General features: G+C 58.1%; 15 protein-coding genes and 1 pseudogene. 10 read left to right on the top strand and 6 right to left on the bottom strand.

The genetic code is table 11. The features are described from left to right. Positions 1–68 precede the first annotated feature (68 nt). The 5 genes from C7441_RS23030 to C7441_RS23015 all read left to right on the top strand — a co-directional run bounded on the left by C7441_RS23030 (position 69) and on the right by C7441_RS23015 (position 7,569). The gene (locus tag C7441_RS23030; RefSeq protein ID WP_109614876.1) at positions 69–263 is read left to right on the top strand and encodes a helix-turn-helix domain-containing protein; all 195 of its coding nucleotides are present in this window, start codon (positions 69–71) and stop codon (positions 261–263) included. Beyond that, the gene (locus C7441_RS23025; protein WP_109614875.1) at positions 263–3,649 is read left to right on the top strand and encodes a helicase-related protein; all 3,387 of its coding nucleotides are present in this window, start codon (positions 263–265) and stop codon (positions 3,647–3,649) included. The genes C7441_RS23030 and C7441_RS23025 overlap by 1 nt, the downstream gene beginning before the upstream one ends. 14 nt (positions 3,650–3,663) lie before the next feature. Beyond that, positions 3,664–6,957: an Eco57I restriction-modification methylase domain-containing protein gene (locus C7441_RS23020; protein ID WP_109614888.1), complete on the top strand. Its 3,294-nt coding sequence runs from the start codon at positions 3,664–3,666 to the stop codon at positions 6,955–6,957. Further along, on the top strand, positions 6,958–7,167 hold the full coding sequence (locus C7441_RS24205) for a hypothetical protein (RefSeq protein ID WP_170125241.1): 210 nt from the start codon (positions 6,958–6,960) through the stop codon (positions 7,165–7,167). A gap of 105 nt (positions 7,168–7,272) precedes the next feature. Beyond that, a complete protein-coding gene (locus C7441_RS23015) occupies positions 7,273–7,569 on the top strand; it encodes a LexA family transcriptional regulator (RefSeq protein WP_244916237.1) in 297 nt (98 codons plus the stop codon). A gap of 414 nt (positions 7,570–7,983) precedes the next feature. Here the strand turns inward: C7441_RS23015 and C7441_RS23005 are convergent, their stop codons facing one another. From C7441_RS23005 to C7441_RS22985, 4 genes are all read right to left on the bottom strand, one after another. Next, the gene (locus tag C7441_RS23005) at positions 7,984–10,857 is read right to left on the bottom strand and encodes an HsdM family class I SAM-dependent methyltransferase (RefSeq protein ID WP_109614874.1); all 2,874 of its coding nucleotides are present in this window, start codon (positions 10,855–10,857) and stop codon (positions 7,984–7,986) included. Positions 10,858–10,924: 67 nt separating this feature from the next. After that, positions 10,925–11,116, bottom strand: a complete 192-nt coding sequence (locus C7441_RS23000) for a hypothetical protein (RefSeq protein ID WP_109614873.1) — start codon at positions 11,114–11,116, stop codon at positions 10,925–10,927. A gap of 247 nt (positions 11,117–11,363) precedes the next feature. Further along, positions 11,364–11,612 (bottom strand): hypothetical protein, encoded by a 249-nt coding sequence (locus C7441_RS22995; protein WP_109614872.1) that lies wholly within the window; start codon positions 11,610–11,612, stop codon positions 11,364–11,366. A 383-nt stretch (positions 11,613–11,995) separates the two neighbouring features. Beyond that, positions 11,996–12,577 (bottom strand): recombinase family protein, encoded by a 582-nt coding sequence (locus C7441_RS22985; protein ID WP_109614887.1) that lies wholly within the window; start codon positions 12,575–12,577, stop codon positions 11,996–11,998. A 165-nt stretch (positions 12,578–12,742) separates the two neighbouring features. On the opposite strand from C7441_RS22985, the gene C7441_RS22980 reads away from it, so the two are divergent. The 5 genes and pseudogenes from C7441_RS22980 to dinB all read left to right on the top strand — a co-directional run bounded on the left by C7441_RS22980 (position 12,743) and on the right by dinB (position 20,428). Then, positions 12,743–15,709 carry a Tn3 family transposase gene (locus C7441_RS22980; RefSeq protein WP_109614870.1) on the top strand — a complete coding sequence of 989 codons (2,967 nt, stop codon included), beginning with the start codon at positions 12,743–12,745 and terminating at the stop codon, positions 15,707–15,709. Between the two features lie 63 nt (positions 15,710–15,772). Beyond that, positions 15,773–16,375, top strand: a pseudogene (locus C7441_RS22975) (Tn3 family transposase); the annotation flags it as partial. 143 nt (positions 16,376–16,518) lie between these two features. Beyond that, on the top strand, positions 16,519–18,588 hold the full coding sequence (locus C7441_RS22970; protein ID WP_109614869.1) for an ATP-dependent helicase: 2,070 nt from the start codon (positions 16,519–16,521) through the stop codon (positions 18,586–18,588). 15 nt (positions 18,589–18,603) lie between these two features. Beyond that, entirely contained in the window at positions 18,604–19,275 is a 672-nt protein-coding gene (locus tag C7441_RS22965; protein WP_109614868.1) for an SOS response-associated peptidase, read from the top strand. Between the two features lie 31 nt (positions 19,276–19,306). Beyond that, positions 19,307–20,428, top strand: coding sequence for a DNA polymerase IV (gene dinB, locus C7441_RS22960; protein WP_109614867.1), 1,122 nt, complete (start codon positions 19,307–19,309; stop codon positions 20,426–20,428). 34 nt (positions 20,429–20,462) lie between these two features. Here dinB and C7441_RS22955 read toward each other — a convergent pair whose 3' ends face one another. Continuing rightward, positions 20,463–21,047 (bottom strand): RES family NAD+ phosphorylase, encoded by a 585-nt coding sequence (locus C7441_RS22955; RefSeq protein WP_109614866.1) that lies wholly within the window; start codon positions 21,045–21,047, stop codon positions 20,463–20,465. 3 nt (positions 21,048–21,050) lie between these two features. Then, positions 21,051–21,764, bottom strand: coding sequence for an antitoxin Xre/MbcA/ParS-like domain-containing protein (locus tag C7441_RS22950; RefSeq protein WP_109614886.1), 714 nt, complete (start codon positions 21,762–21,764; stop codon positions 21,051–21,053). Positions 21,765–22,046 lie beyond the last annotated feature (282 nt).

Genomic DNA, 22,046 nt, shown 5'->3' with positions numbered 1-22,046 from the left:
CCTGCTTGCGGTTTCCGTAATTTTCCTCCATTTTCCCAGTTCTGCTCCTCGGGGGGGCTATCACGCCAATGAGCAACGACATCCTGACGATCCGAGAGGTCGCCGAGTACCTCAAGATCAATGAGAAGACGGCCTACCGTCTCGCGGCAGAAGGGAAACTCCCCGGGTTCAAGGTCGGAGGCGCTTGGCGTTTCCGAAAGGATGAGATCGAGAGGCTCACTAAGGGCCAGAATACGCGCGATGAGAGCGCTGGAGATGCTTGATGCCGCGTATTTTTGACAACATCGAATCGGGTCTTCTTCCCGCACTTCGACAGACGCTTTCGATATCCGAGCGGGGAGACTTCTGTGTTGGCTACTTCAATCTGCGAGGCTGGAAATCGGTAGATGATTTAGTTTCTGCATGGCCAGGCGGAGAAGGAAGCCAATGTCGCCTACTTGTGGGAATGCAACGTCTTCCGCAAGAGGAACTGCGGATTGGGCTCGGAACCGGTAAGGAAGATCATACGCTCGACAACCAGTCGGCACTTCGACTGAAGAGAAGATTGGCGGAAGACTTCCGTGTTCAGCTAACCTTGGGCATGCCAAATAACGCCGATGAGGCCGGGTTGCGGCGGCTTGCTAGTCAATTGAAATCGAAGCAGGTCACGGTTCGGTTGTTCCTGAAACATCCCCTGCACGCGAAGCTCTATCTCCTTTTTAGGCCAGATCCGAACAACCCGATAACCGGCTTTCTAGGTAGCAGCAATCTTACTCTCTCCGGCCTTTCGAAGCAGGGTGAGCTGAACGTCGACGTTCTCGATCACGACGCCACGGAGAAACTCGCCAAATGGTTCGATGACCGTTGGTCGGACCGCTGGTGCATCGATATCACGGAGGAACTGATCGAGGTCATCGAGGACAGTTGGGCGCGAGAGGAGCCGCTCGATCCTTACATGATTTACGTCAAGATGGCCTACCATCTGGCGCAGGAAGCGCGCGCAGGACTCAATGAATTTCGAATACCACCGGAGTTTGGAAAACGGCTTTTCGCTTATCAAGAGGCCGCAGTCAAAATCGCCGCTCATCATCTGAACAAACGCGGTGGAGTCCTCATCGGCGACGTTGTTGGCTTGGGCAAGACATTGATGGCTACTGCGCTCGCCAAGATATTTCAGGACGATCACTTCACAGAAACACTCATCATTTGCCCGAAGAATCTGGTCAAGATGTGGGAGGATTATGTTGCTGAATACCGTCTCCTTGCAAAAGTGCTCTCGGTCACGCGGGTTACGCGAGAACTGCCCGATCTTCGGCGATATCGCGTCGTCCTGATCGACGAAAGCCATAATCTTCGCAACCATGAGGGACGAAGATATCGAGCGATCCAGGAGTATTTGCAGGAAAACGAAAGCCGCTGCATCCTCCTGTCAGCGACACCGTACAACAAGACCTACGGCGATCTTTCCAACCAGCTTCGTCTTTTCGTCCCCGAGGAACAGGACATCGGCGTTCGTCCGGAACGACTGTTGCAAGACATCGGGGAAACGGAATTCATTCGGCGCCACCAATGCCCCGTCAGATCCCTCGCGGCTTTCGAGAAAAGCGATCACGCTGATGATTGGCGGGAGTTGATGCGCCTCTACATGGTTCGTCGCACGCGAACGTTTATTCAGGACAACTATGCTCAGATCGATCCCGCCAACGGTCGCAAGTTCCTAACGTTCGAAGACGGTTCGCGTTCCTATTTCCCCGAGCGTGTGCCGCGTACTCTTCGGCTTAATATCAACGACAAAGACACCGGCGATCAATACGCGAAGCTTTACGCCGCGCCGGTCGTGGACGCGATCAATCTTATGCATCTGCCGCGCTACGGCCTGGGCAACTATGTCGCGCCGAAGCCGCACAAGCCACCGACGCCGAATGAAGCGAAGCAACTTGACGACCTTTCCCGTGCGGGCAAGCGCCTCATGGGTTTTTGTCGCACCAACCTGTTCAAGCGCTTGGAAAGTAGTGGTGAGGCGTTCCAGCAATCGCTAGAGCGCCACGTCCTGAGAAACTACATCTTCCTACATGCCATCGAGAACGAACTTCCTTTACCACTTGGTACGCAGGATGCCGGACTCTTAGATACCGCGAATTACGACGAGGATGTCGACGATCAGAGTGCCGATGCCGAGCTGTTCGCAGAAGGCGAAGATGAGAATACTCAGGACGCCGAAGCACTCGACTTGCGCGACGAGGCGGCCTTTCGAGCGCAGGCGGCGGAAACGTATGGGCTCTACGCCACCCAATACAGGAAGCGGTTCAAGTGGCTTCGTGCCGACCTTTTTGTGGCTCAGCTGAAAAAGGATCTGGCAACCGACAGCGCACGGCTCCTGAAGATCATTGACGATTGCGGCCAATGGGATCCGTCGAAGGACACCAAGCTCGCGTCTCTATTCGACCTGCTGACCAAGAAGCATCCCAATGAGAAGATCATGATCTTCTCGCAATTTGCCGACACGGTTCGCTATCTCGAGCGACAGTTGAAGGCAAAAGGCCTCAAGTCGATCGCCGCGGTGTCGGGCGAAACATCGGATCCGACCAGCTTTGCGTGGCGTTTCAGCCCCGGTAGCAACAACAAGCGCGACAAAATTAAGCCCGACGAAGAGTTGCGTGTCCTGATCGCTACCGATGTACTCAGTGAAGGCCAGAATCTTCAGGACGGTGCGATTCTGGTGAACTACGACCTGCCTTGGGCGATTATCCGTCTCATTCAGCGTGCGGGCCGTGTTGATCGCATCGGACAGAAGGCTGAGAAAATCCTCTGCTATTCTTTTCTTCCGGCTGATGGCGTCGAACGCTTGATCCAATTGCGTTCGCGTGTCCGCCAGCGTTTGAAGGAAAATGCCGAGGTCGTAGGGACCGACGAAGCGTTCTTCGAGGATGAAGGCGAACGCGAAGAGCTTGTCGATCTTTATAACGAGAACGCTGGTATTCTGGACGGCGAAGCAGATACCGAGGTCGATCTCGCCTCGTACGCCTATCAAATTTGGAAGAATGCGATCGACGCGAACCCGGCTTTGCAGAAATCGATTCCTGAGCTTCCGTCCGTTGTCTATTCCACGAAGGCTTACACGCCCCAAGACGGGCGCCCGCACGGCGCGCTGGTCTATATGCGTACAGCACAGGGTAATGACGCTCTTGCCTGGGTCGACCAGGACGGCGCCAGTGTCACCCAGTCGCAGTTCGAAATCCTGAAAATCGCGGCGTGCGAGCGGAACACACCCGCCTTGCCTCGGCAGGAACAACACCATTCAATGGTTGCAAAGGGTGTCGAGCACATTGCTGCAGAGGAGAAGCAGGTTGGTGGGCAACTTGGTCGCCCTTCCGGTGCGCGCTTCCGCACCTACGAACGCCTTAAGCGCCATGCCGACAAGGTAAAAGGATCTCTGTTTGATCTACCCGAGCTCGGCAAAGCCATTGAAGAAATTTACCGTTTCCCGCTGCGCCAGTCGGCGACCGATACCTTGAACCGACAGATGAAGGTGGGCATCAATGATGACAAGTTGGCCGAATTGGTTTTGGCGCTACGTGAGGAGGATCGGCTTTGTCTGATCCAAGATGAGGAACACTCCGGCGAGCCGCAGATCATCTGCTCGTTGGGGCTTGCGCGTCTGACGGCGTGACGAAGGGGCTGGGGATGGACTTCAACGCCGATGATGCCAGGAAACTGCTGGAGCAATTCGAGTTCGGAAAGCTCTTCATTGAGGAATTAGGATGGGATCGGCATAGCGCCGACCTGTCCATCGCAACCTCGAACGCTACGTTCGCTCTGAAAGCCGTCGCCGAAAAGCGCGGGATGGTTGCCTGGGTTTGTCAGGCGCCAGTCGACCAGCAGATCCCGGACCGCGCCACGCGAAAGAAAATCGAGATCCAAGTCGCCAAGACGACACTTGAGCACCTGATTATCTTCATCGACGGGAAGCGTGCCGAGCAGATATGGTGCTGGGCGCGGCGCGAGGCCGGCAAGCCCGCCTCGGTTCCCGAGCACTTTTGGTATGCCCCATCAGGCAATAGAGGCTTCCTGCAAAAGCTGGAAGCGATTGCGTTCTCACTCGCCGAGGAGAGCACCCTTACGCTGGTCGATGTCACGGCGCGCGCTCGCGCTGCCTTCGATGTCGAGCGCGTCACAAAGCGTTTCTACGATCAGTTCACAAAGGAACACACGGCCTTCCTCGGCTTCATCAGCGGCATCACCGAGGTCGCGGATAAGGAATGGTACGCCTCGCTGATGCTCAACCGCTTGATGTTCATCTATTTCATGCAGCGGAAAGGCTTTCTGAACGGTGAGCGGGATTATTTGCGCGACAGGCTAGCTCGCTGCCAACGTGAAAATGGCCAAGACAGATTCTATTCCTTCTATCGTTATTTCCTCCTGCGCCTATTCCATGAGGGGCTTGGCGGCAGGGAACGGAGCCCGGAGCTCGACAAGCTCCTCGGCCGCATCCCCTATCTGAACGGTGGCCTCTTCGAAAAGCACCCGATCGAGGAGCGCTGCCCGGACATCAAGATCCCGGACGAAGCCTTCACGCGCATCTTCGCCTATTTCGACCGCTATCAGTGGCATCTCGACGAGCGCCCGCTGCGCAACGATAACGAGATCAATCCGGACGTTCTCGGCTATATTTTCGAGAAATACATCAACCAGAAGCAAATGGGGGCCTACTACACGAAGGAGGATATCACCGAATACATCTCGAAAAACACGGTGATCCCTTTCCTCTTCGACGCCGCAAGGGCCAAGTGCAAGGTGGCCTTCGAAAACCCGGGTGGACCGACGATCTGGGATCATCTGCGCGACGATCCCGACCGCTATATCTACACCGCCGTCAAGCACGGCGCAGTACAAGCGCTTCCGCCTGAGATCGCGGCTGGCGTCGAAGACGTTTCGGCCCGCACGCAATGGAACCAGAAGGCGCCGGCCGACTTCGGCTTGCCGACGGAAATCTGGCGTGAGGTCGTGGCACGGCGCACTCGTTATGCAGAAGTCCGCGCAAAACTGGCGGCGGGCGAAGTCCGCGAGATCAACGATCTCATAACGCTCAATCTCGACATCCGGCAGTTCGCCCAGGACGTGATCGAGCGTTGCGAAGGCCCGGATCTGCTGCGCGCCTTCTGGAACGCGATTGAGGGAGTCACCGTTCTCGATCCAACCTGCGGTTCTGGCGCGTTCCTGTTCGCCGCGCTCAATATCCTCGAACCGCTCTACGAGACGTGCCTCGACCGGATGGAAGCCTTTGTTGCCGATCTTGAGCGCTCGGCTGATGGCCACGCGCCAAAGAAGTTCGAAGACTTCAAAGCCACACTGGCAAAAGTCGGCGCGCACCCGAACGCCCGCTATTTCACGCTGAAGAGCATCATCCTGAACAACCTCTTCGGCGTCGATATCATGGAAGAGGCGGTCGAGATCTGTAAGCTCCGCCTGTTCCTCAAGCTTGCTGCCCAGGTCGATCCCGATCAGAAGCAGGAAAACCTCGGTATCGAACCGTTGCCGGATATCGACTTCAACATCCGCGCCGGCAATACGCTGGTCGGCTACGCGACCTATGCCGATGTGAAAAAGGCGCTGACGAGCAAGCTCGATCTTGATAATTCGTTGGAAACAATCACGGCTAATGCCGCTAAACTTCAGCAAACGTTTGATGCGTTTCGAAAACGACAAGTAGAGGGTGACGGCCCCGTTCCGCTTGAAGACAAAATAAGACTTCGAGAACAATTGGCGTCACTGGAAACTGCGCTTAATCTCCACCTTTCTGCTGATTACGGCGTCAAGAAGCAATTTGAAGGCAACTTGAGCGGGTGGGTAAAGACGCATCAGCCGTTTCACTGGTTCATAGAGTTCCATGGGATCATGAGCCGGGGCGGCTTTGATATAGTTCTAGGAAACCCGCCCTACGTCGAGTACAGCAAGGTAAAAAAGGCATACTCGGTTAGAAACTACCAAACGGAAGCGAGCGGCAATCTTTTTGCCATGTGCGGAGAGCGATCTTTTGACCTATCTCCAAACGGTCGATCTGGGTTGGTTCTCCCTGTTTCAGCAATTTGTACGGATCGAACCTCATCGTTCCAGGAGCTTCTGTTTAAGCGGGATTCGATTTGGGCTTCGTCGTTTGATGTCTTCCCTGCTCGGCTCTTTGAAGGAGCTGCGCAGCGGCTCGCAATAATAATTGCCGAGAATCGTCTGGCAAACAAACGAGTTCGGATGCAGACGACTGCCTATAAGCGATGGTTTGCGGCTGAGCGCCAATATTTGATGGAAGGGTTGTTTTATCTGGACGTCTCTGAAAGCGCGTCGGTGACCTGGATACCGAGAATCGATAGCTCCTTAGCCATTGACATACTGAAGAAGCTGACGGGAAAGAGCATCAACTACTTTATGCGCGATAAGGGTGCCGCACCAATCTACATCCACCGCATCATAAATAACTTTGTGAAAGCTGTCGATTTCGCGCCTCTCTTCAAAAGAGAGGGAGAGGCTGAAACGGTTTCACCCGATTTTAAGAAGCTCTATGTCGACAATACCTATCGTCGGAGCATTTTATCGATATTGAATTCAAACGCGTTTTACTGGTACTGGCGATGCCACGGTGATGGGTTCCACTGTGGGTTTAAAGAGATTGGACGGTTTCCAACTCAGATAACGGGACTTTCGGAACCACAAGTAACGCGCCTTGAGGTGCTTGGACAACAAATGTCCGACTCGCTGCGAAGAAATTCGGCAATCAAGGTGAGAAACCAGAAGAAGACGGGGCGTATTGAGCTTCAGACATTTTCATTTCCCCCGTGTAAGCCGGCATCGGATGCAATTGATCTTGAAATTGGCCCTGTACACTACGGTTTGAGCGATGTCGAAATTGACTACATTGTGAACTACGACGTTAAATATCGAATGGGACAAACAGAGGAAAATGACGGCAGTGAGGAGGAAGATTGATTGAGGATCGCTGTTCTCGCATGGGGCTCGCTTGTCTGGGATCGTCAGAAACTGGCGATTGCCGACGACTTCGACCCGAGCGGCCCGCAACTTCCTGTTGAATTCTGCCGCATCTCGGGAGGCGGGCGGCTCACTTTGGTGATCGATTGCGGATTCCGAGCTGAAGCCGGCCGGCATTCCGATCAATTACCGGCCACCGTTCCGATTTGAAGCCGGCCACGATTCCAATCAATTGTCGGCCGTTTTTCGGCTCTAACGATACCCCCTGGGTCAGCAACTTTGGCATCAAGCCTCCCGGTACACGAGGAGATTTTGATGCCGGCGAAGAGAAGGCTGACCATGAGACAATTACGACAGATGCTCCGGCTTGCCGGAAGCGGAACAAGTAGCCGCGAGATTGCGGTGGTGCTCGGCGTTGCGCGCAGCACCGTGCAGGACAATCTGAAGCGGGCGGCGCTAGCGGGCTTGGCCTGGCCCTTGCCCGGCGAGCTGACCGACGATGCGCTCGAACATCGTCTTTTCGCCCGCGCCGGGGTCAAGCAGGGCCAGCGGCGAAGGCAGGAGCCTGAATGGGCACGCTGGATGCCGCCTGCGGTATTGAACCGGCTGTAAAGATACTCGCGCTCGTCGCGCTCGGCCCCCGACGGTGTAGGCAGCCGCTTGCACTCGATTGGAAGAAGAGTCTGATATTCGGTATATTCGCGGCCTTCGATCCAAATCACCGACCCGCTCGGCGCCACCGCAAGGTCGATTGAGCGTCGACCGTCTGTCTCATCCGGTTCTTCCCGTTTGAACTGCAGGAAATCCCAGCCTGGGGTATGACGGCTCACGCTGGTGAGGCGCGAGCAGAGTTGCGCCGTTAGCCCGGTCTCGCCGCTCTGGGCGGGTCTTGCCGGATCATCGCGCCACTGCGGCAAAACGCTACCAATGAATCCAACCAGCGAGTTGAACCATTCACCGGGAAGATGAGCTCCGGTGTCAAGTGCTCCCGCATGCGTTTGACGTTCTCCTTCATCCGCCAGCACGCTAGAACCCCTGCGCGCGAAGGTCGGCGAGGACATCGTCGGCGTCACGAAGCGCGATCGAGCGCGTCCAAAACCTATGACGATCCGGTTTTAGCAGAAACACAAAACCCTTGTCGTACAGTCGGGTGATACGTGTGACAGTCAGGCCGGAGCCGCGACGCTCATGAAGTAAGGTGTCAAGATAGTTGTGCAATTCATTGGCGTCGGACCAATCGACCGCGCCATCACCAAACACATAAGGCTTGCAGATGGCACCCGACCATTGCTGAGATTGCAGGGCGCGTACTGGCTTGCGCGTATAAACGGCATTGAGTTGGCTGGAAAATACCTCGTCGAAAGCGTCAAGTGCCTCGACGGGTGCCTTTCGCATCACTGGCGCAGCAGTTCCGAGGCGAATAAAATCACGCTGATGATCAACGATATCTTCCGCAATGACGCGCTCATTTTGGCTGAGATCAAGATCCTGATCCTCCGGATAAGGTAAGGCAAACACGTCGGCACTGAGAATCGCCGTGGCGCGCTGTGTGAATAGGCGGGCGCTAATTCCAGCCACATAGGCGCGCAGCACCGTATTCTCGCGCTTGAGCCAGGCCTCAATGCCAGCGAGACGATCCAGGTCCTTCTTCGGAGCCGTTAGCCCGACAATCTCATGCTTGTAGGTCAGATAGTGGCCGTTCCAGAGGCCGTGATGCAGGTTCTCATGTTCCTTGATCAGCAGGAACGGCGGCGAGAACCTACGCTCTGTCTTGGTATCCTTAATGGGACGGTCTGGTACCGTTTCGAGGAGCACTGTGTTGAGGCCATGTTCGGAGAGCGCGCTCGTCGGCAGCAGCGGCTGGCCGACGAGGTGGCCAGCGGGTCGGGAAATGCCCTTCAGCCCTGCAATGTAGCCTTCGCCGAAATCCCAGCCCTGCTTCGTCGCGAAATCCTTCAGCGTCGGATAGCTACGCAACCGATTGATCAGGTCGAGAACTCGGCTGCCGCCGAGCAGATTTGAGCGCCAGACGTCGCGTGACCGTTCCGCATCCGCGTTGCGGAGCCAATGAAGGTCATAATAGTCGATGTCGAAACCCTGCTCGGCGGTGGCGCGGCCATTGCGGCGGAACACAGCATGAAGCAGGCGGCTATCGGGCGACGGCGTCGCAGCCTCCGCAATCACCACCACGATCTTCGGGTCAGCCTCGCCCTTTTTGAACAGTCCGCGTACCGATACGAAATCGAGGACCTCACGCACCTTCCAGCGGGTGAAGAAAGTACGGCGGAAAGCAAGTGCGTGCTGATTATAGAGAAAGCCTGATGGCTCGACCATCGCCAATACACCTTCTGGTGTCAGCATTTCCATTGCATCGTGCAGGAAAAGATAGGCGAGTTGCTTGTCTGCCAAGGCACCATGCGCCTGCGTGTAGGCGGCGTAGCTTTGCTTCGCCCCTTCCGTCGTCAAAGATGACTCGAAGGGTGGATTGCCAATAATCGCCGTGACCGGCGCTTTGATCATCCCCTTGGCCTTCGCTTCGAAGAAGCAGCTATGGTGCAGTGTCACATCAGCTAGCGGCGGGAATAGCTTCACGCTGGAGCGAATTTCTTCCGGTTGCAGCGCGTCGCAGAGGCTGAGACACAGGCTGAACGCGGCCAGTTCGACGGCCCCCTCTTCGAGATCGATGCCATGTACACGCTGGAGCAGCGGGCGTAGTTCGTCGATGCCTGGACGCGCCCAATTATTCCGCCAGCGCCAGTGCAGAACGAGCCGCCTGTAGGCCTCGACTAGAAAAACTCCCGACCCGCAGGCCGGATCGAGAATTACCCCATCGCCGGCCATCAGCTTGTCGAGTCTGTCCCACCCCAGCGCCTCTTCCAGCATGAGCCGTACTAGGGCGGGAGGGGTGTAAATGGAACTCGAAGCGTCCTTCACAAAGAGCTGATAGATATTGCTGATCAACTCAACCGGCAGATCGCGGAAGGAGTACAGACGCCAGAGGCTAAGCTGGCCGCTGCTATCCTCATAACCTTCAACGAGGCGCGCGTAACTGGCGAGTTCGGTGCTTTCCGCCAAAGCCGCACGTTCTTCATCCGTCAATCTGAATACATGGCCATTGAAACGCTCTTCGAGCGCTTCGAGCAGCGTGACCAACGCTACGCCATCGCCAAGAACTTCGAAAAACCGACGAGCACCCTCGCGCGCCTTGCCGAAATCGGCCGGCTGGAGAACCGATCGTTCTTCAAGATAGGCAATCAGCAGTGACAGGATGAGCAGGCGGCGGCGTAGTCGAGGCGCGAGCAGCCGCCGTTCCGCGAGGTGTTTTGCCAGCGCGCGCACCTCTTCGACCAATGTTCTGTGCGCCGCCTTCTGGGCCGAAAGCATAAGTTTGCAGGTGTCGGGATCATCCCAGATCGTGCCGTTTCGAATTCGAGCAGCGTCCCACCAGATCTCCTCTGCGGCAATCTTTGCGCCAATCAACAGCGTGCGGATCGGACGGCAAACGGCGACATCGCCGGACCCGACAAAATCAGGTTCGTGAGCACAGCGAAAGAGTTGTATGCAGCCAGGCGCAGCGCGATAGACGAGCGGCACGCCGCCCCAGCTCCACAGACGCTTGTGCAGTTCTGCGAACCGAGCGTCGTCAAGCTCGTCAGTTGATTCGAAGATGAATGCTTGCGCGATCGGCGACCGGCCGTGTCGTTCCGCCTCAAAAAACACTGCGCGCGCACCGTAGGAATGCGCCTTCTCCATGATGGCGACTTCTTCCGGCGACCGCCCCTTGGGATCATAATCATCGACCGCCAATAAGCCGTCGATCGCGGGCAGGCCGCGGCCTTCACCGATAGAGAACAGCCAGTCGACCGTCGCTTCGGTGTTGTTTAGGGCCTCGATCGTCATTGCGGCTGACGTAGTGCTTGCGCTGATTCGATACAAACAGCGCGCACCGCCTTGACCCATGGGATGATCATTTTTGCCGGTTCTTTCTGGAGAGAGCGAAGCCTTCCTTGAGAAGGTCCGTCATGCTGATCCCCTGAGCGACAGCGAACCCTTTGAATTCTTTCTTGAACTCTGCGGTCACCTTGAAGTTGAGCGAGATGCCTTTCTCGGTTCCCACGCCGCTTTGGTCGCTGATTATAACAGCATCCTTGTCAGCCATTAGGCATCCCTCACATGGCGATCGACGTAGTCCGGCCGCATTGACATGCTCCAAACTTCCATATGTATGGATTTCTTGCAATACATAAAAGCAGAAAGCTGGCTTTCTTTAGTCACGCCGTGATGGGGCGAGAGGCAAGTCCGGCTTTTTTTGTTGTGTGGTTTGTTGAGTCGCATAATATGCATTATGGAACTAAGTTATTGAAATTGTTATATAATCCATCGGAAGTGGATCTTAGAAATCCGGCTTATGCCTTACCGTCGGCCTGCTCGTCTTCGTATTCCAGCGCCCGTGCGGCTTCGGGAATCAAAGCGAGCCACTTGGGGCCTACGCGCTCAATGGCCTCTGCCAGCGTGTAGTGCATACCGGCCAGCCAGTCCGGCCGGTTCAGCACCAGCGCGACGGCCAACTTCTCGCCGGTAGACAGAACCCCAAATTCACCGTGCTTGGCGTCGCGAGCCTTTGTGATGATGTGCTGCAATTCGTGGTCGGGCATGGAGATCTTCCCAGCTTAGATACTTTCATCAGACTATTTGACGAAGCTACATCAGGCCAGCCCGCCGACAAAGCCGCTTATCGCACAATGCCAAGCCGTTCACCAAGGCTTGGCGGGTACCACGGTCCCGCATCCTTGAGCATCCCCATGATGATTTCGTGCGATAATCCGAAAATTTCAAACCCATCTCGTCGCGCGTCTTCGATGATGGATTCCAGCGTCGGAAATTCCTCCAAACATGTGCCGAGCCAAAGCGCGCACTCGTCCGTTTCCGGATCGGGAAATGCCTGGAGAAAGAAGGTCCGCAACGGGGGATCATAACCAATAGGCGTCACGACACGAAAGTGGCGAATCTGTCCGACTTTTAAGAACGTATCCGGAACTCAGGTTGGTTTGACCGTGGTTGTCGTTGCTTTTTCGGCCTTGAGAGCTTCGTAGAGGGCGGTTTTCCCTATTTTCACGCGGGCCGCGGCTTCCCGGACGTTCAAACCGGCCGCCAGATGCTGGCGGGCTTTGGCAAGTTTGTCCGGGGTTACGACGACTTGTCGGCCACCGCGTCGGCCGCGTTCCTCTGCGGCTTGCAGACCGGCACGTGTTCGTTCCCGGATCAGATCGCGCTCGAACTGTGCCAGCGCGCCGAACAGGTGGAAGACCAGGCGACCGCCGGATGTCGTGGTGTCGATGTTTTCGGTGATGGATCGGAAGCCGACGCCTTTGGCCTCCAGTTCGGTGATGATCTCGATGAGGTGCTTCATCGACCGGCCGAGGCGGTCGAGCTTCCAGACTGTGAGCGTGTCGCCGTCGCGAACGTAGCGGATCGCCTCAGCCAATCCGGGGCGGTCAGTCTTCACGCCGGATGCCTTATCCTCGAACAGCCTTTCACAACCTGCTTTGCGCAAAGCGTCGAGTTGCAGGGCGGTGTCCTGCTCGCCGGTGGAGACCCTTGCATAGCCGATAGAGGTCATGAGACGTGGTTTGTCCGTTTTTCCGTTGAATTCGGACATTGTCCGATTTGCCGTTTCATGACAAGGTTTGCGGACAAGAACTGTGGATGCCGCGAAACGTTCGTTTGTCGGACACGCATTTTCCGTTTCGCTGCACTCTCCGCGGCGAAACGGGAAGATCAGAGAATGGCGCGAAGAGCATTACTGAGCGAGGCATGGTGGCAACAGGCGACGATCATCCCGGATAACGAAAGGGAGATCGCCAAACATTACACGCTGGATCGATCGGATCTCGACCTGATCATGCGACAGAACAAGGCCTCGAACAGACTGGGCCTCGCCTGTGTTCTGGCCACGCTACGATACCCTGGCCGACCGCTTGCGGATGGCGAGGTCCTGCCGGCTGGCGTCTTACGATTTCTGGCGCGGCAGATCGGCGTCGATCACCATGAGATCGATCGTTATTTCGAGCGCCCACAGACGCGGCGCGAGCATCTGGCCCTGCTTTTCTACAGAATGCAGATGCGTCCGTTTGTGCCTTCGGACGTGCGGGCACTCACAGGCTGGCTGACACCTGCCGCGCAAACCCTGCGCCAGGCCGATGTATTGGCGGATATGGTCGTGGAAGAACTGCGACGCAGGAGAATTCTTTTGCCAGCGCGGCCAGCGCTCGAAGCCATCATTCATGTGGCAATCAGGCGCGGCATTCGTATTGCTCATCGGGCCTTGGCCGGCGGGATCTCAGAAGGCCAAAAGCTCGATCTGGACAAGCTTCTCGATCCGCGTGAGGGGACAAGCGTGACCATTCTTGCCTGGGCGAGAACGCCGGCATTGTCGCCAGCCGCCGTCAACCTCGACAGAATTGCCGAGCGCATTCGTTTTCTCCGGTCTCTGAACCTGCCGACGACGTTGATGGATCGAATTCCGGCCAAGGTCTTTGACGAATTTGCTGCAGAGGGGACGCGAATGAGCGCGCAGCATCTGCGCGACCTTAACACCGAACGCCGACATGCTGTCCTGGCTGCAACAGTGCTCCACCTTTCCCGCCATCTCACCGATTGCGCGATCGACATGTTCAAGAAACTCATGGGCATCCTGACGCGGCGAGCCAATAACCAGGCGGCTGCTCGCGTCACCCGATCCGTTCGGGAAGTGCAGACGCCGTTGAAGGACGTTTCAAAAGTCTGCCATGCGATCATCAAGGCCAGAGAGAAGGGTGAGGACATGGCCAAAGCGCTTGATCTGGTCATCCAATGGCCAGCTTTTGCAACCAGTGTCCAGGCGGTTGATACGCTGATCGCGCCGGATGTTATCGACGGTAAAATCGAAATGCTCCAGCGCTATCCGACGATCAGGAAACTGGCGCCACAGTTTCTCTCCACTCTCGTGTTCCGCGGTCACGCAGTGGCGGCGAACCTCTTGCGGGCGCTATCCGTGGTCGCGGGTCTATATCGTACGGGCAAAAGGACCATACCCGACAAGGCACCGATCTCCTTTGCGCCGAAGGGCTGGATGCCTCTCATACTCAAAGATGGAAAGATTGATCGCAGGGCTTATGAGCTTTGCCTTTTCAGCGAATTGAAGCGCCGGCTCGATGCGGGCGATATCTGGGTGGAAGGAGCCAAACGCTTCCAGTCTTTCGAAAGCTTTCTCATTCCCACGCCGACATTCGAGCTGATGCGTGAGGAAGGAGCGCTTCCAATCGCCGTTGATACCGATGTCGAGACTTATCTTCGCCAACAGCGCCAGCTGCTGAACGATGGACTGGCTGACCTCTCGCGTCTGGCCGCAGCCGGCGAGCTCGACGATGTAGAACTGACCGGGGCGGGGTTTAGCGTCACGCCGCACAAGGCTATGTTTCCGGATATCGCCAAGTCGCTGAAGCTAAAGGTGGAAAGCCGTCTGCCTGCGATCCGCATCACTGACCTTTTGCTCGAGGTTGACGCCCGAACGGAATTTTCGAACGCCTTTACCCATTTGCGCAGCGGTCGGACGGCCGACAACAAGCTTGCGCTCCTCACCGCCATCCTGGCGGACGGCATCAATCTCGGTCTCACGAGAATGGCGGACGTTTCCCCCGGCATTACGATGCGCCAACTCGCCTGGGCGCACGACTGGCATATTCGCGAGGAAGGTTACACGGCCGCGCACGCCATTCTCGTCAACGCCCAGAGGCAATTGCCTCTGGCAAGCTTGTGGGGCGATGGAACAACGTCATCCTCCGATGGCCAGTATTTTCCGGCGGGCGGACACGCCGAGGCGATCGGCGACCTCAACGGCCGCTATGGTCCCAACCCCGGCGCCAAATTCTACCGGTTCACCTCTGACCAGTACGGCGCTTTCTACATCATCGCCATGAATGCCAATGCGAGCGAAGCCATCTATGTCCTCGATGGACTGCTCTATCATGGCAGCGATCTCGCCATCGAAACCCACTATGTCGATACCGGCGGGGTAAGCGATATGAGCTTCGCCCTTTGCCATCTCGTTGGTTTCCAGATTGTGCCTCGGCTGCGCGGTCTCAAGGATCGCAAGCTCTATCTCTTCCCGGGCGACGCGCCTCCCGAAAACCTGGCGCCGCTCGTTGGCGAGCACATCAACGTCGAGCGGATCAAGGCAAACTGGAACGACATCCTGCGGCTGGTCACGACGATCCGTTCCGGGCAGGTTCGGCCTTCGACCCTGTTGGCAAAGCTGTCCGCATTCCCACGCCAGAACGGACTGGCGTTGGCGCTACGCGATCTCGGTCGCATCAATCGGTCCATCTTTCTGCCCCAGTGGTGGCAGAACCCCGAAATGCGCAGGAACGCGACGGCCGGCCTCAACAAGAGCGAATCCCAGAACACCTTGGCCCGCGCACTGTTCTTCAATCGCCTCGGAGAATTGCGCGACCGGACTTTCGAGAGCCAGTTCTACCGAGCATCTGGACTGAACCTGCTAATCAACGCCATCGTCTACTGGAACACACTCTATCTCGAACCGGCGTTCGCCGAGCTCAACCGCGAGGGCATTCCCACGCCGCTTGACATCATCAAACACATTACCCCACTCGGCTGGCAGCACATCAGTCTCACCGGCGATTACATCTGGACCCCAACAGACGGCGTTGATCTCAGGCCATTGCGGCGCGAAACATCTATCCTCGCAGCGTGATCACCATACGTTCTCAAAAGTCGGACAGATCCAACACTTTCGTGTCGTGACGCCAGACAGGCCGATTACGGGCCGTTCAATCCCGTCGCGCGCGGGACGGTCAATATCGGGCTGGTCCGCGACAACTGGAGCGACTTCATCCGCCTCGCCGGATCGCTCAAGCTCGGCCACCTGAAAGCCGCCGGCGTCATGCGCACGCTGCAGGTCAAGGATCGACCCACCACCCTGGCCAAGGCCCTGTCCGAGCTCGGCCGCATCATCAAGACGCTGCACGTCCTGCGCACCATCGACGATCCCGCCTTCCGACGCCGCACGCTGGTTCAGCTGAACCGGCAAGAGTTGCGGCACAGGCTGGGACGCCGGGTTCACCACGGCGATCGTGGCGAGATCAGAACCCCGCTTCGCCAGGGCCAGGAAGAACAGCTCGGCGTGCTCGGCCTCGCCCTCAACGCCATCGTTCACTGGAACGCCGTCTACATGCAGGAAGCCCTGCGTGACATCGAGAGCACGGGAATGGCCCTGCTGGCCGCCGATATCGCCCGCCTCTCCCCGATCGCGTGGCGTCACATCAACTTCCTCGGCCGCTACGAATTCCTCCTGCCCGATGCCGTCGCCAACGGCGGCCTCAGAGCCTTGCGCCAACCTACTTCCGAATGGGACTTCTGAAAAGATTTATCCGCCCTTATGGCACTTTCCTGTTCCGCTCAGCCGTACGGGCCCTATCCGGCGTGATGGGGGACGTAACGGCAAGCAACGGCGCAGTATTTGCCGATTGTCGTTGAATCTGAGGGCGATAGGAGCGGGACGGCATGCAGGCGGCGTATCTGGAAAAATTGAACGAGGGTCAACGTGCCGCGGTCGTCCATGGCATCGGCCTGGCCGACGGCAGGATCGGCGGACCACTGCTGATCATCGCCGGTGCGGGATCGGGCAAGACCAATACGCTCGCCCATCGGGTGGCCCAGCTCATCATCGCCGGCGCCGATCCGCGCCGTATCCTGCTGATGACCTTTTCGCGCCGGGCGGCATCCGAAATGGCCAAGCGGGTCGAGCGCATCTGCGCCAAGGGGCTCGGCGACAAGGCCGGCATCCTCACCGATGCGCTCGCCTGGTCGGGTACATTCCATGGCATCGGCGCGCGGATCCTGCGTGAATATGCCATCGAGCTCGGTCTCGATCCGCAATTCACCATCCACGACCGGGAGGATTCGGCCGACCTGATGAACCTCGTCCGCCACGATCTCGGTTTTTCGAAGACCGAGAACAGGTTTCCGGCCAAGGGGACGTGCCTGTCGATCTATTCGCGTACGGTCAATTCCGAGGCCGCGCTCGATGAGGTGCTGCGGGCTAACTATCCATGGTGTGCCGCATGGGAAAAAGAGCTTCGCGAGCTGTTTGCCGGTTATGTCGAGGCCAAGCAGATCCAGAACGTGCTCGATTACGATGATCTGCTGCTCTACTGGGCGCAGACCATGGGCGATGCCACGCTGGCTGACGAGATCGGCGGCAGATGGGATCATGTCCTTGTCGACGAATACCAGGACACCAATCGCCTCCAGGCCACCGTGCTCACCGGATTGCGGCCCGCCGGGCGTGGCCTCACCGTGGTCGGCGACGACGCCCAGGCGATCTACTCGTTCCGCGCGGCGACGGTCCGCAACATTCTCGATTTCCCGAAGGAGTTTTCGCCGCCCGCCGAGGTCATCACCCTCGACCGCAACTACCGCTCGACCCAGCCTATCCTTGCCGCAGCCAATGGTGTGATCGGACTGGCCAGGGAGCGCTTCACAAAGGACCTCTGGACAGACCGGCCTTCCAACGAGCGGCCGCGTCTGGTCACCGTGCGCGATGAAGCCGGTCAGGCGCAGTTCGTCGCCGACGAGGTGCTGGAGAACCGAGAGACCGGCATGCGGCTGAAGGACCAGGCCGTGCTGTTCCGCGCCAGCCACCACAGTGGACCGCTGGAGGTCGAGCTGACCCGCCGCAACATTCCCTTCGTCAAGTTCGGCGGGCTAAAATTCCTCGACAGCGCGCATGTGAAGGACATGCTGGCCGCCATGCGCTTTGCCCAGAACATGCGCGACCGCGTCTCCGGCTTCCGCCTGTTGCAGTTGCTCCCGGGCGTCGGCCCTGCCACGGCGCAAACCGCACTCGACGCGGTTGCCGATAGTGCCGATCCGATCGACACGCTCGACCGCCTCCCCTGCCCGGCCCGTGCCCAGGCCGAATGGCCGGCCTTTGTCGAGCTGCTCGCCGGATTGCGCTCGGGTGCCTCCGGGTGGCCGGCCGAGATCGGACAGGTTCGGGCCTGGTACGAGCCGCATCTCGAGCGCATCCATGAGGATTTCGAGATGCGCCGCGCCGATCTGCTCCAGCTCGAGGACATCGCCGCCGGCTATCCCACCCGCGAGCGCTTCCTCACCGAACTCACCCTCGATCCTCCGGACGCCACTTCGGGTCAGGCCGGTGTGCCGCTGCTCGATGAGGATTATCTGATCCTTTCGACCATTCATTCCGCCAAGGGCCAGGAATGGCGCTCGGTCTTCGTGCTCAACACGGTGGACGGCTGCATTCCCTCCGATCTTGGTGTCGGAACGTCGGACGAGATCGAGGAGGAACGGCGCCTGCTCTATGTCGCCATGACCAGGGCCAAGGACAGCCTCAATCTCGTCATGCCGCAGCGCTTCTTCACCCATGGCCAGTCCGCGACCGGCGACCGGCATGTCTATGCCTCGCGCACACGGTTTATTCCGGCTAATCTGGTCGAGCTGTTCGAATGCCGCGCCTGGCCTATCGTTGCGCCCGGAGCCAGCGTCAATACAGGGCCGCGTCAGGTGCGCCTCGATGTCGGCGCCCGCATGCGCGGCATGTGGCGATAGAGAGGAGATACGACAATCTGTAATCTCTACAACTTAACGACGACGCGCGATGCGGTGATGGAATTCACCAAAGCCTTCGCCGACAAGGCCGGCTGGAACGCGCCCTCGCTCGATGTCTATCCGGGTACATTGGCGCCGATCGTGCGTGTCGGCACTGACGGAACTCGCGAAATCGCGAGCGCCACCTGGGGCATGCCGACACCGCCGGCCTATATCAAAGGCAATTACGATCCCGGCGTCACCAATATCCGCAACGTCAATTCACCCCACTGGCGGCGCTGGCTCGGGCCGACCAGCCGCTGCGCCGTCCCCATCACCTCGTTTGCCGAACCCGATCCTGCGAGCAAGGTAGAGGGCGGCCGTGTTCCCAACGCCTGGTTCGCGCAGAATGCCGAACGGCCGCTGATGTTCTTCGCCGGATTCTGGACGCCGTGGAAGGGTGTCCGGAAGGTTCGCGATGGTGAGAGGGAGTTCGAGCTCTACGGGTTTCTCACGACCTCACCCAACGAGATCGTCAGCCCCATCCATCAGAAGGCCATGCCGGCGATCCTGACCACGCCGGAGGAGGTTGAACTCTGGCTTACCGGCGACTGGGACGAGGTCAAGCACCTGCAGCGGCCCCTGCCCGGCAACATGCTGGTCGTGGTGGAGCCGCCGGCGAAGTCGGGGGATGGCTTGCTGCTCTAAGGCAGCACCAGAACGGCGCCCGAACATGCTTATGGATGACGACGACAGCACCACACATGGCCGGATCAGCCCCGAACAATTCGTGCCCGTCCGCAAGATTCTGCACGTCGATATGGACGCCTTTTATGCCTCGGTCGAGCAGCGAGACAATCCCGACCTGCGCGGCAAACCGGTAGCGGTCGGCGGGTCGGCCGCGCGCGGTGTCGTCGCTGCGGCGAGCTACGAGGCGCGCGTCTTCGGTGTCCGCTCCGCCCTGCCCTCGGTCACGGCGAAACGCCGCTGCCCAGATCTGATCTTTGTCAAGCCCCGCTTCGACGTCTATCGCGCCGTGTCGGTGCAGATCCGCGAGATATTTGCCGAGCATACCGACCTCATCGAGCCGCTTTCGCTCGACGAGGCCTATCTCGACGTCACCGAGAACAAACAGAATATTGCGATTGCCACCGAGATCGCCACCATCATCCGCGCCCGCATCAAGGAGGTGACCGGCCTCAATGCCTCGGCCGGCATCTCCTACTGCAAATTCCTGGCGAAGATGGCGAGTGACCTCAACAAGCCGAACGGACAGGCGGTCATTACGCCGAAAGCAGGGCCTGAATTCGTGGCCAATCTGCCTGTGAAAAAATTCCACGGTGTCGGACCGGCGACGGCCGCCAAGATGGAGCGACTGAGCATTGTGACCGGCGCCGATCTGCGATCAAAGCCGCTCGAGTTCCTGCAGGCGAATTTCGGAAAGTCGGGGAACTGGTATTACCGGATTTCGCGGGGGATTGATGAGGGGGCGGTGCAACCGAACCGGGAGCGGAAGTCCGTGGGCGCAGAAGACACTTTCGCCGAGGATATCTTCGATTTCGAAGCCGCAAAGTCGGAACTGAAACCGCTCGCGGACAAGGTCTGGCGCCATTGCGAGGCGAAGCTCCTGTCTGGCAGAACCGTGACGCTGAAGGTGAAATTCGCCGATTTCCGTCAGATCACGCGTAGCCGCACGACCGCCGAGCCAATCGCGGAGGCAACTGATCTCACGGAAGCTGGCATTTCGTTGTTGAGCGCGGTCTTCCCGGTTGAGAAAGGTATAAGGCTGCTCGGCATCACGATGTCGAACTTTGCCGAACCGCAATCGCGGTTCGCTGAACAGCTCAGCCTTGAGATATAGAGAAAAGGCGGCCCTGCTGATCTCGGTTGGTGAACTACGATCCGCGCCGCAGCGTCACACCGATGGACCGAAGTGCGGTGTCTAGATCGCTGTGACGAACGAGTTCCTCTGCTGAACCGGAGGCAAGTTTGGTTGTGACTGCCCTATCGTAGACAGCAACACACTCTGCGCCAGTGAGACGAGAAGCGTAAAGCAAGCCGTCGATATCAAACGAGCGGTACAGCTCCTCGCTCAAACTCCGGCCGTCGCGGTGATCCTTGGCTCTAGCGGCATCGGTACTTATGCCGAGCTTTAGAAGGCCGGTGGTTCTCAGATCAAGAACAAGCAACGGCTCGGTCGCGCTGATTTCGGCCATAGCCCAGTCCTCTACTTCGCTCTCGTCGAGCACCCGCGCAGCCGCACCTTCGAAACGGTCGCGGACGATAGTCTCAGCGATGGAGGTCGCCACATCTTTCGCGATGTAGGCCAGCTGGAAGGCTCGGGTCGGACTGGAAAAGCGGGTCTGGCCGAATCCCATTCCTAGTGGTGTCGCCTTGTGCTCGAGCGGAATAACGCGGAGGTAGGCTGTCGGTCGAAATGCAATCGCTAGCTCGCTGACTGTTTTTGAATCAAGCTTCACTGGCTATCCAAAATCCCGCTCTGCCGCGTCCAGAACCTTTTCCAGGTGTCCCTTCTTCAGTTCCTCGAGCGGTGTTCCTCCGATACTGGGCTTCCGCTGTATCAACCATTGCCAGGCAGCTCGCGGGTTGCGAATAATCTTTGTGACCTCCGTCATCCCCCGGATAGGACGGCCATCGACGAATTGCGCTAGCGGAAAGACGTGCTTTCGCTCACCTTTCAGCAGGCCGATGACCGCTCCACGCTTCTGCCAGTCATGCAGAGTCGATCGTTTAGTTCTATATATCTTTTCAATCTCACCTGGTCCGGCCACAGGACCCGCCCAGTCCTCGATCGACGTTGGAACTGCCAACGTCGACAGGCGACGGCGTCCCTCTTCAATATCCAGGAGCGCGCCCATCCCGGCACCCTGGCTCTCTTCCACGGCATCGGGCAGCGCGATTTTCGTTCGCTCCGGCTTGGACATGCCGGCGAGAGACGACATGGCGACCTCGACGGCCTTTACGAGTTCTTGATCATGCGCGACAATTTCCTTCTGCTGCTCGATCGAAAGCCTCGCAGTTGCGGCCGAGACCGCAGCGACAATCTTTCCTGTCGCCGTGAGGGCCGGCTTCGACAGATGCGGATTGTGATGAGCGAGGACCTTCACGACCTCTTTGACTGCAGCTGCGCTCACGCCAATCCGCGTGCTGTCTGATTTGCGAGTGACTGCAACCATAACTGCCTCCATGATTAACATCTCAGAGATAGTGCAGATTGTCCGGTTTGTCCAGATTGCATATTTGTGCGCCAATCATTAAAGCGGGATGGATCCCTCAGACACGAGGCCCAAATGCCAGATTCGGCAAGAAAACGAAACGTTTGCTCCAGCTAAAATTCAGTCCCTCTCGCTCCCTAGCCCCGCGTGAGAGCGGCGGTGCAAAAACCGGCCACGGTAGCGGCGGGATAGTCCGGCCGCGGGCGGAGTAAAATCCGGCCACCTATTTCCCTTCTGCATTGA

The organism is Pseudaminobacter salicylatoxidans (assembly GCF_003148475.1).
Lineage (GTDB): Bacteria > Pseudomonadota > Alphaproteobacteria > Rhizobiales > Rhizobiaceae > Pseudaminobacter > Pseudaminobacter salicylatoxidans.
Note: the sequence above shows the minus strand (reverse complement) of the source record. Positions and strands in the feature narration are given on the sequence as shown.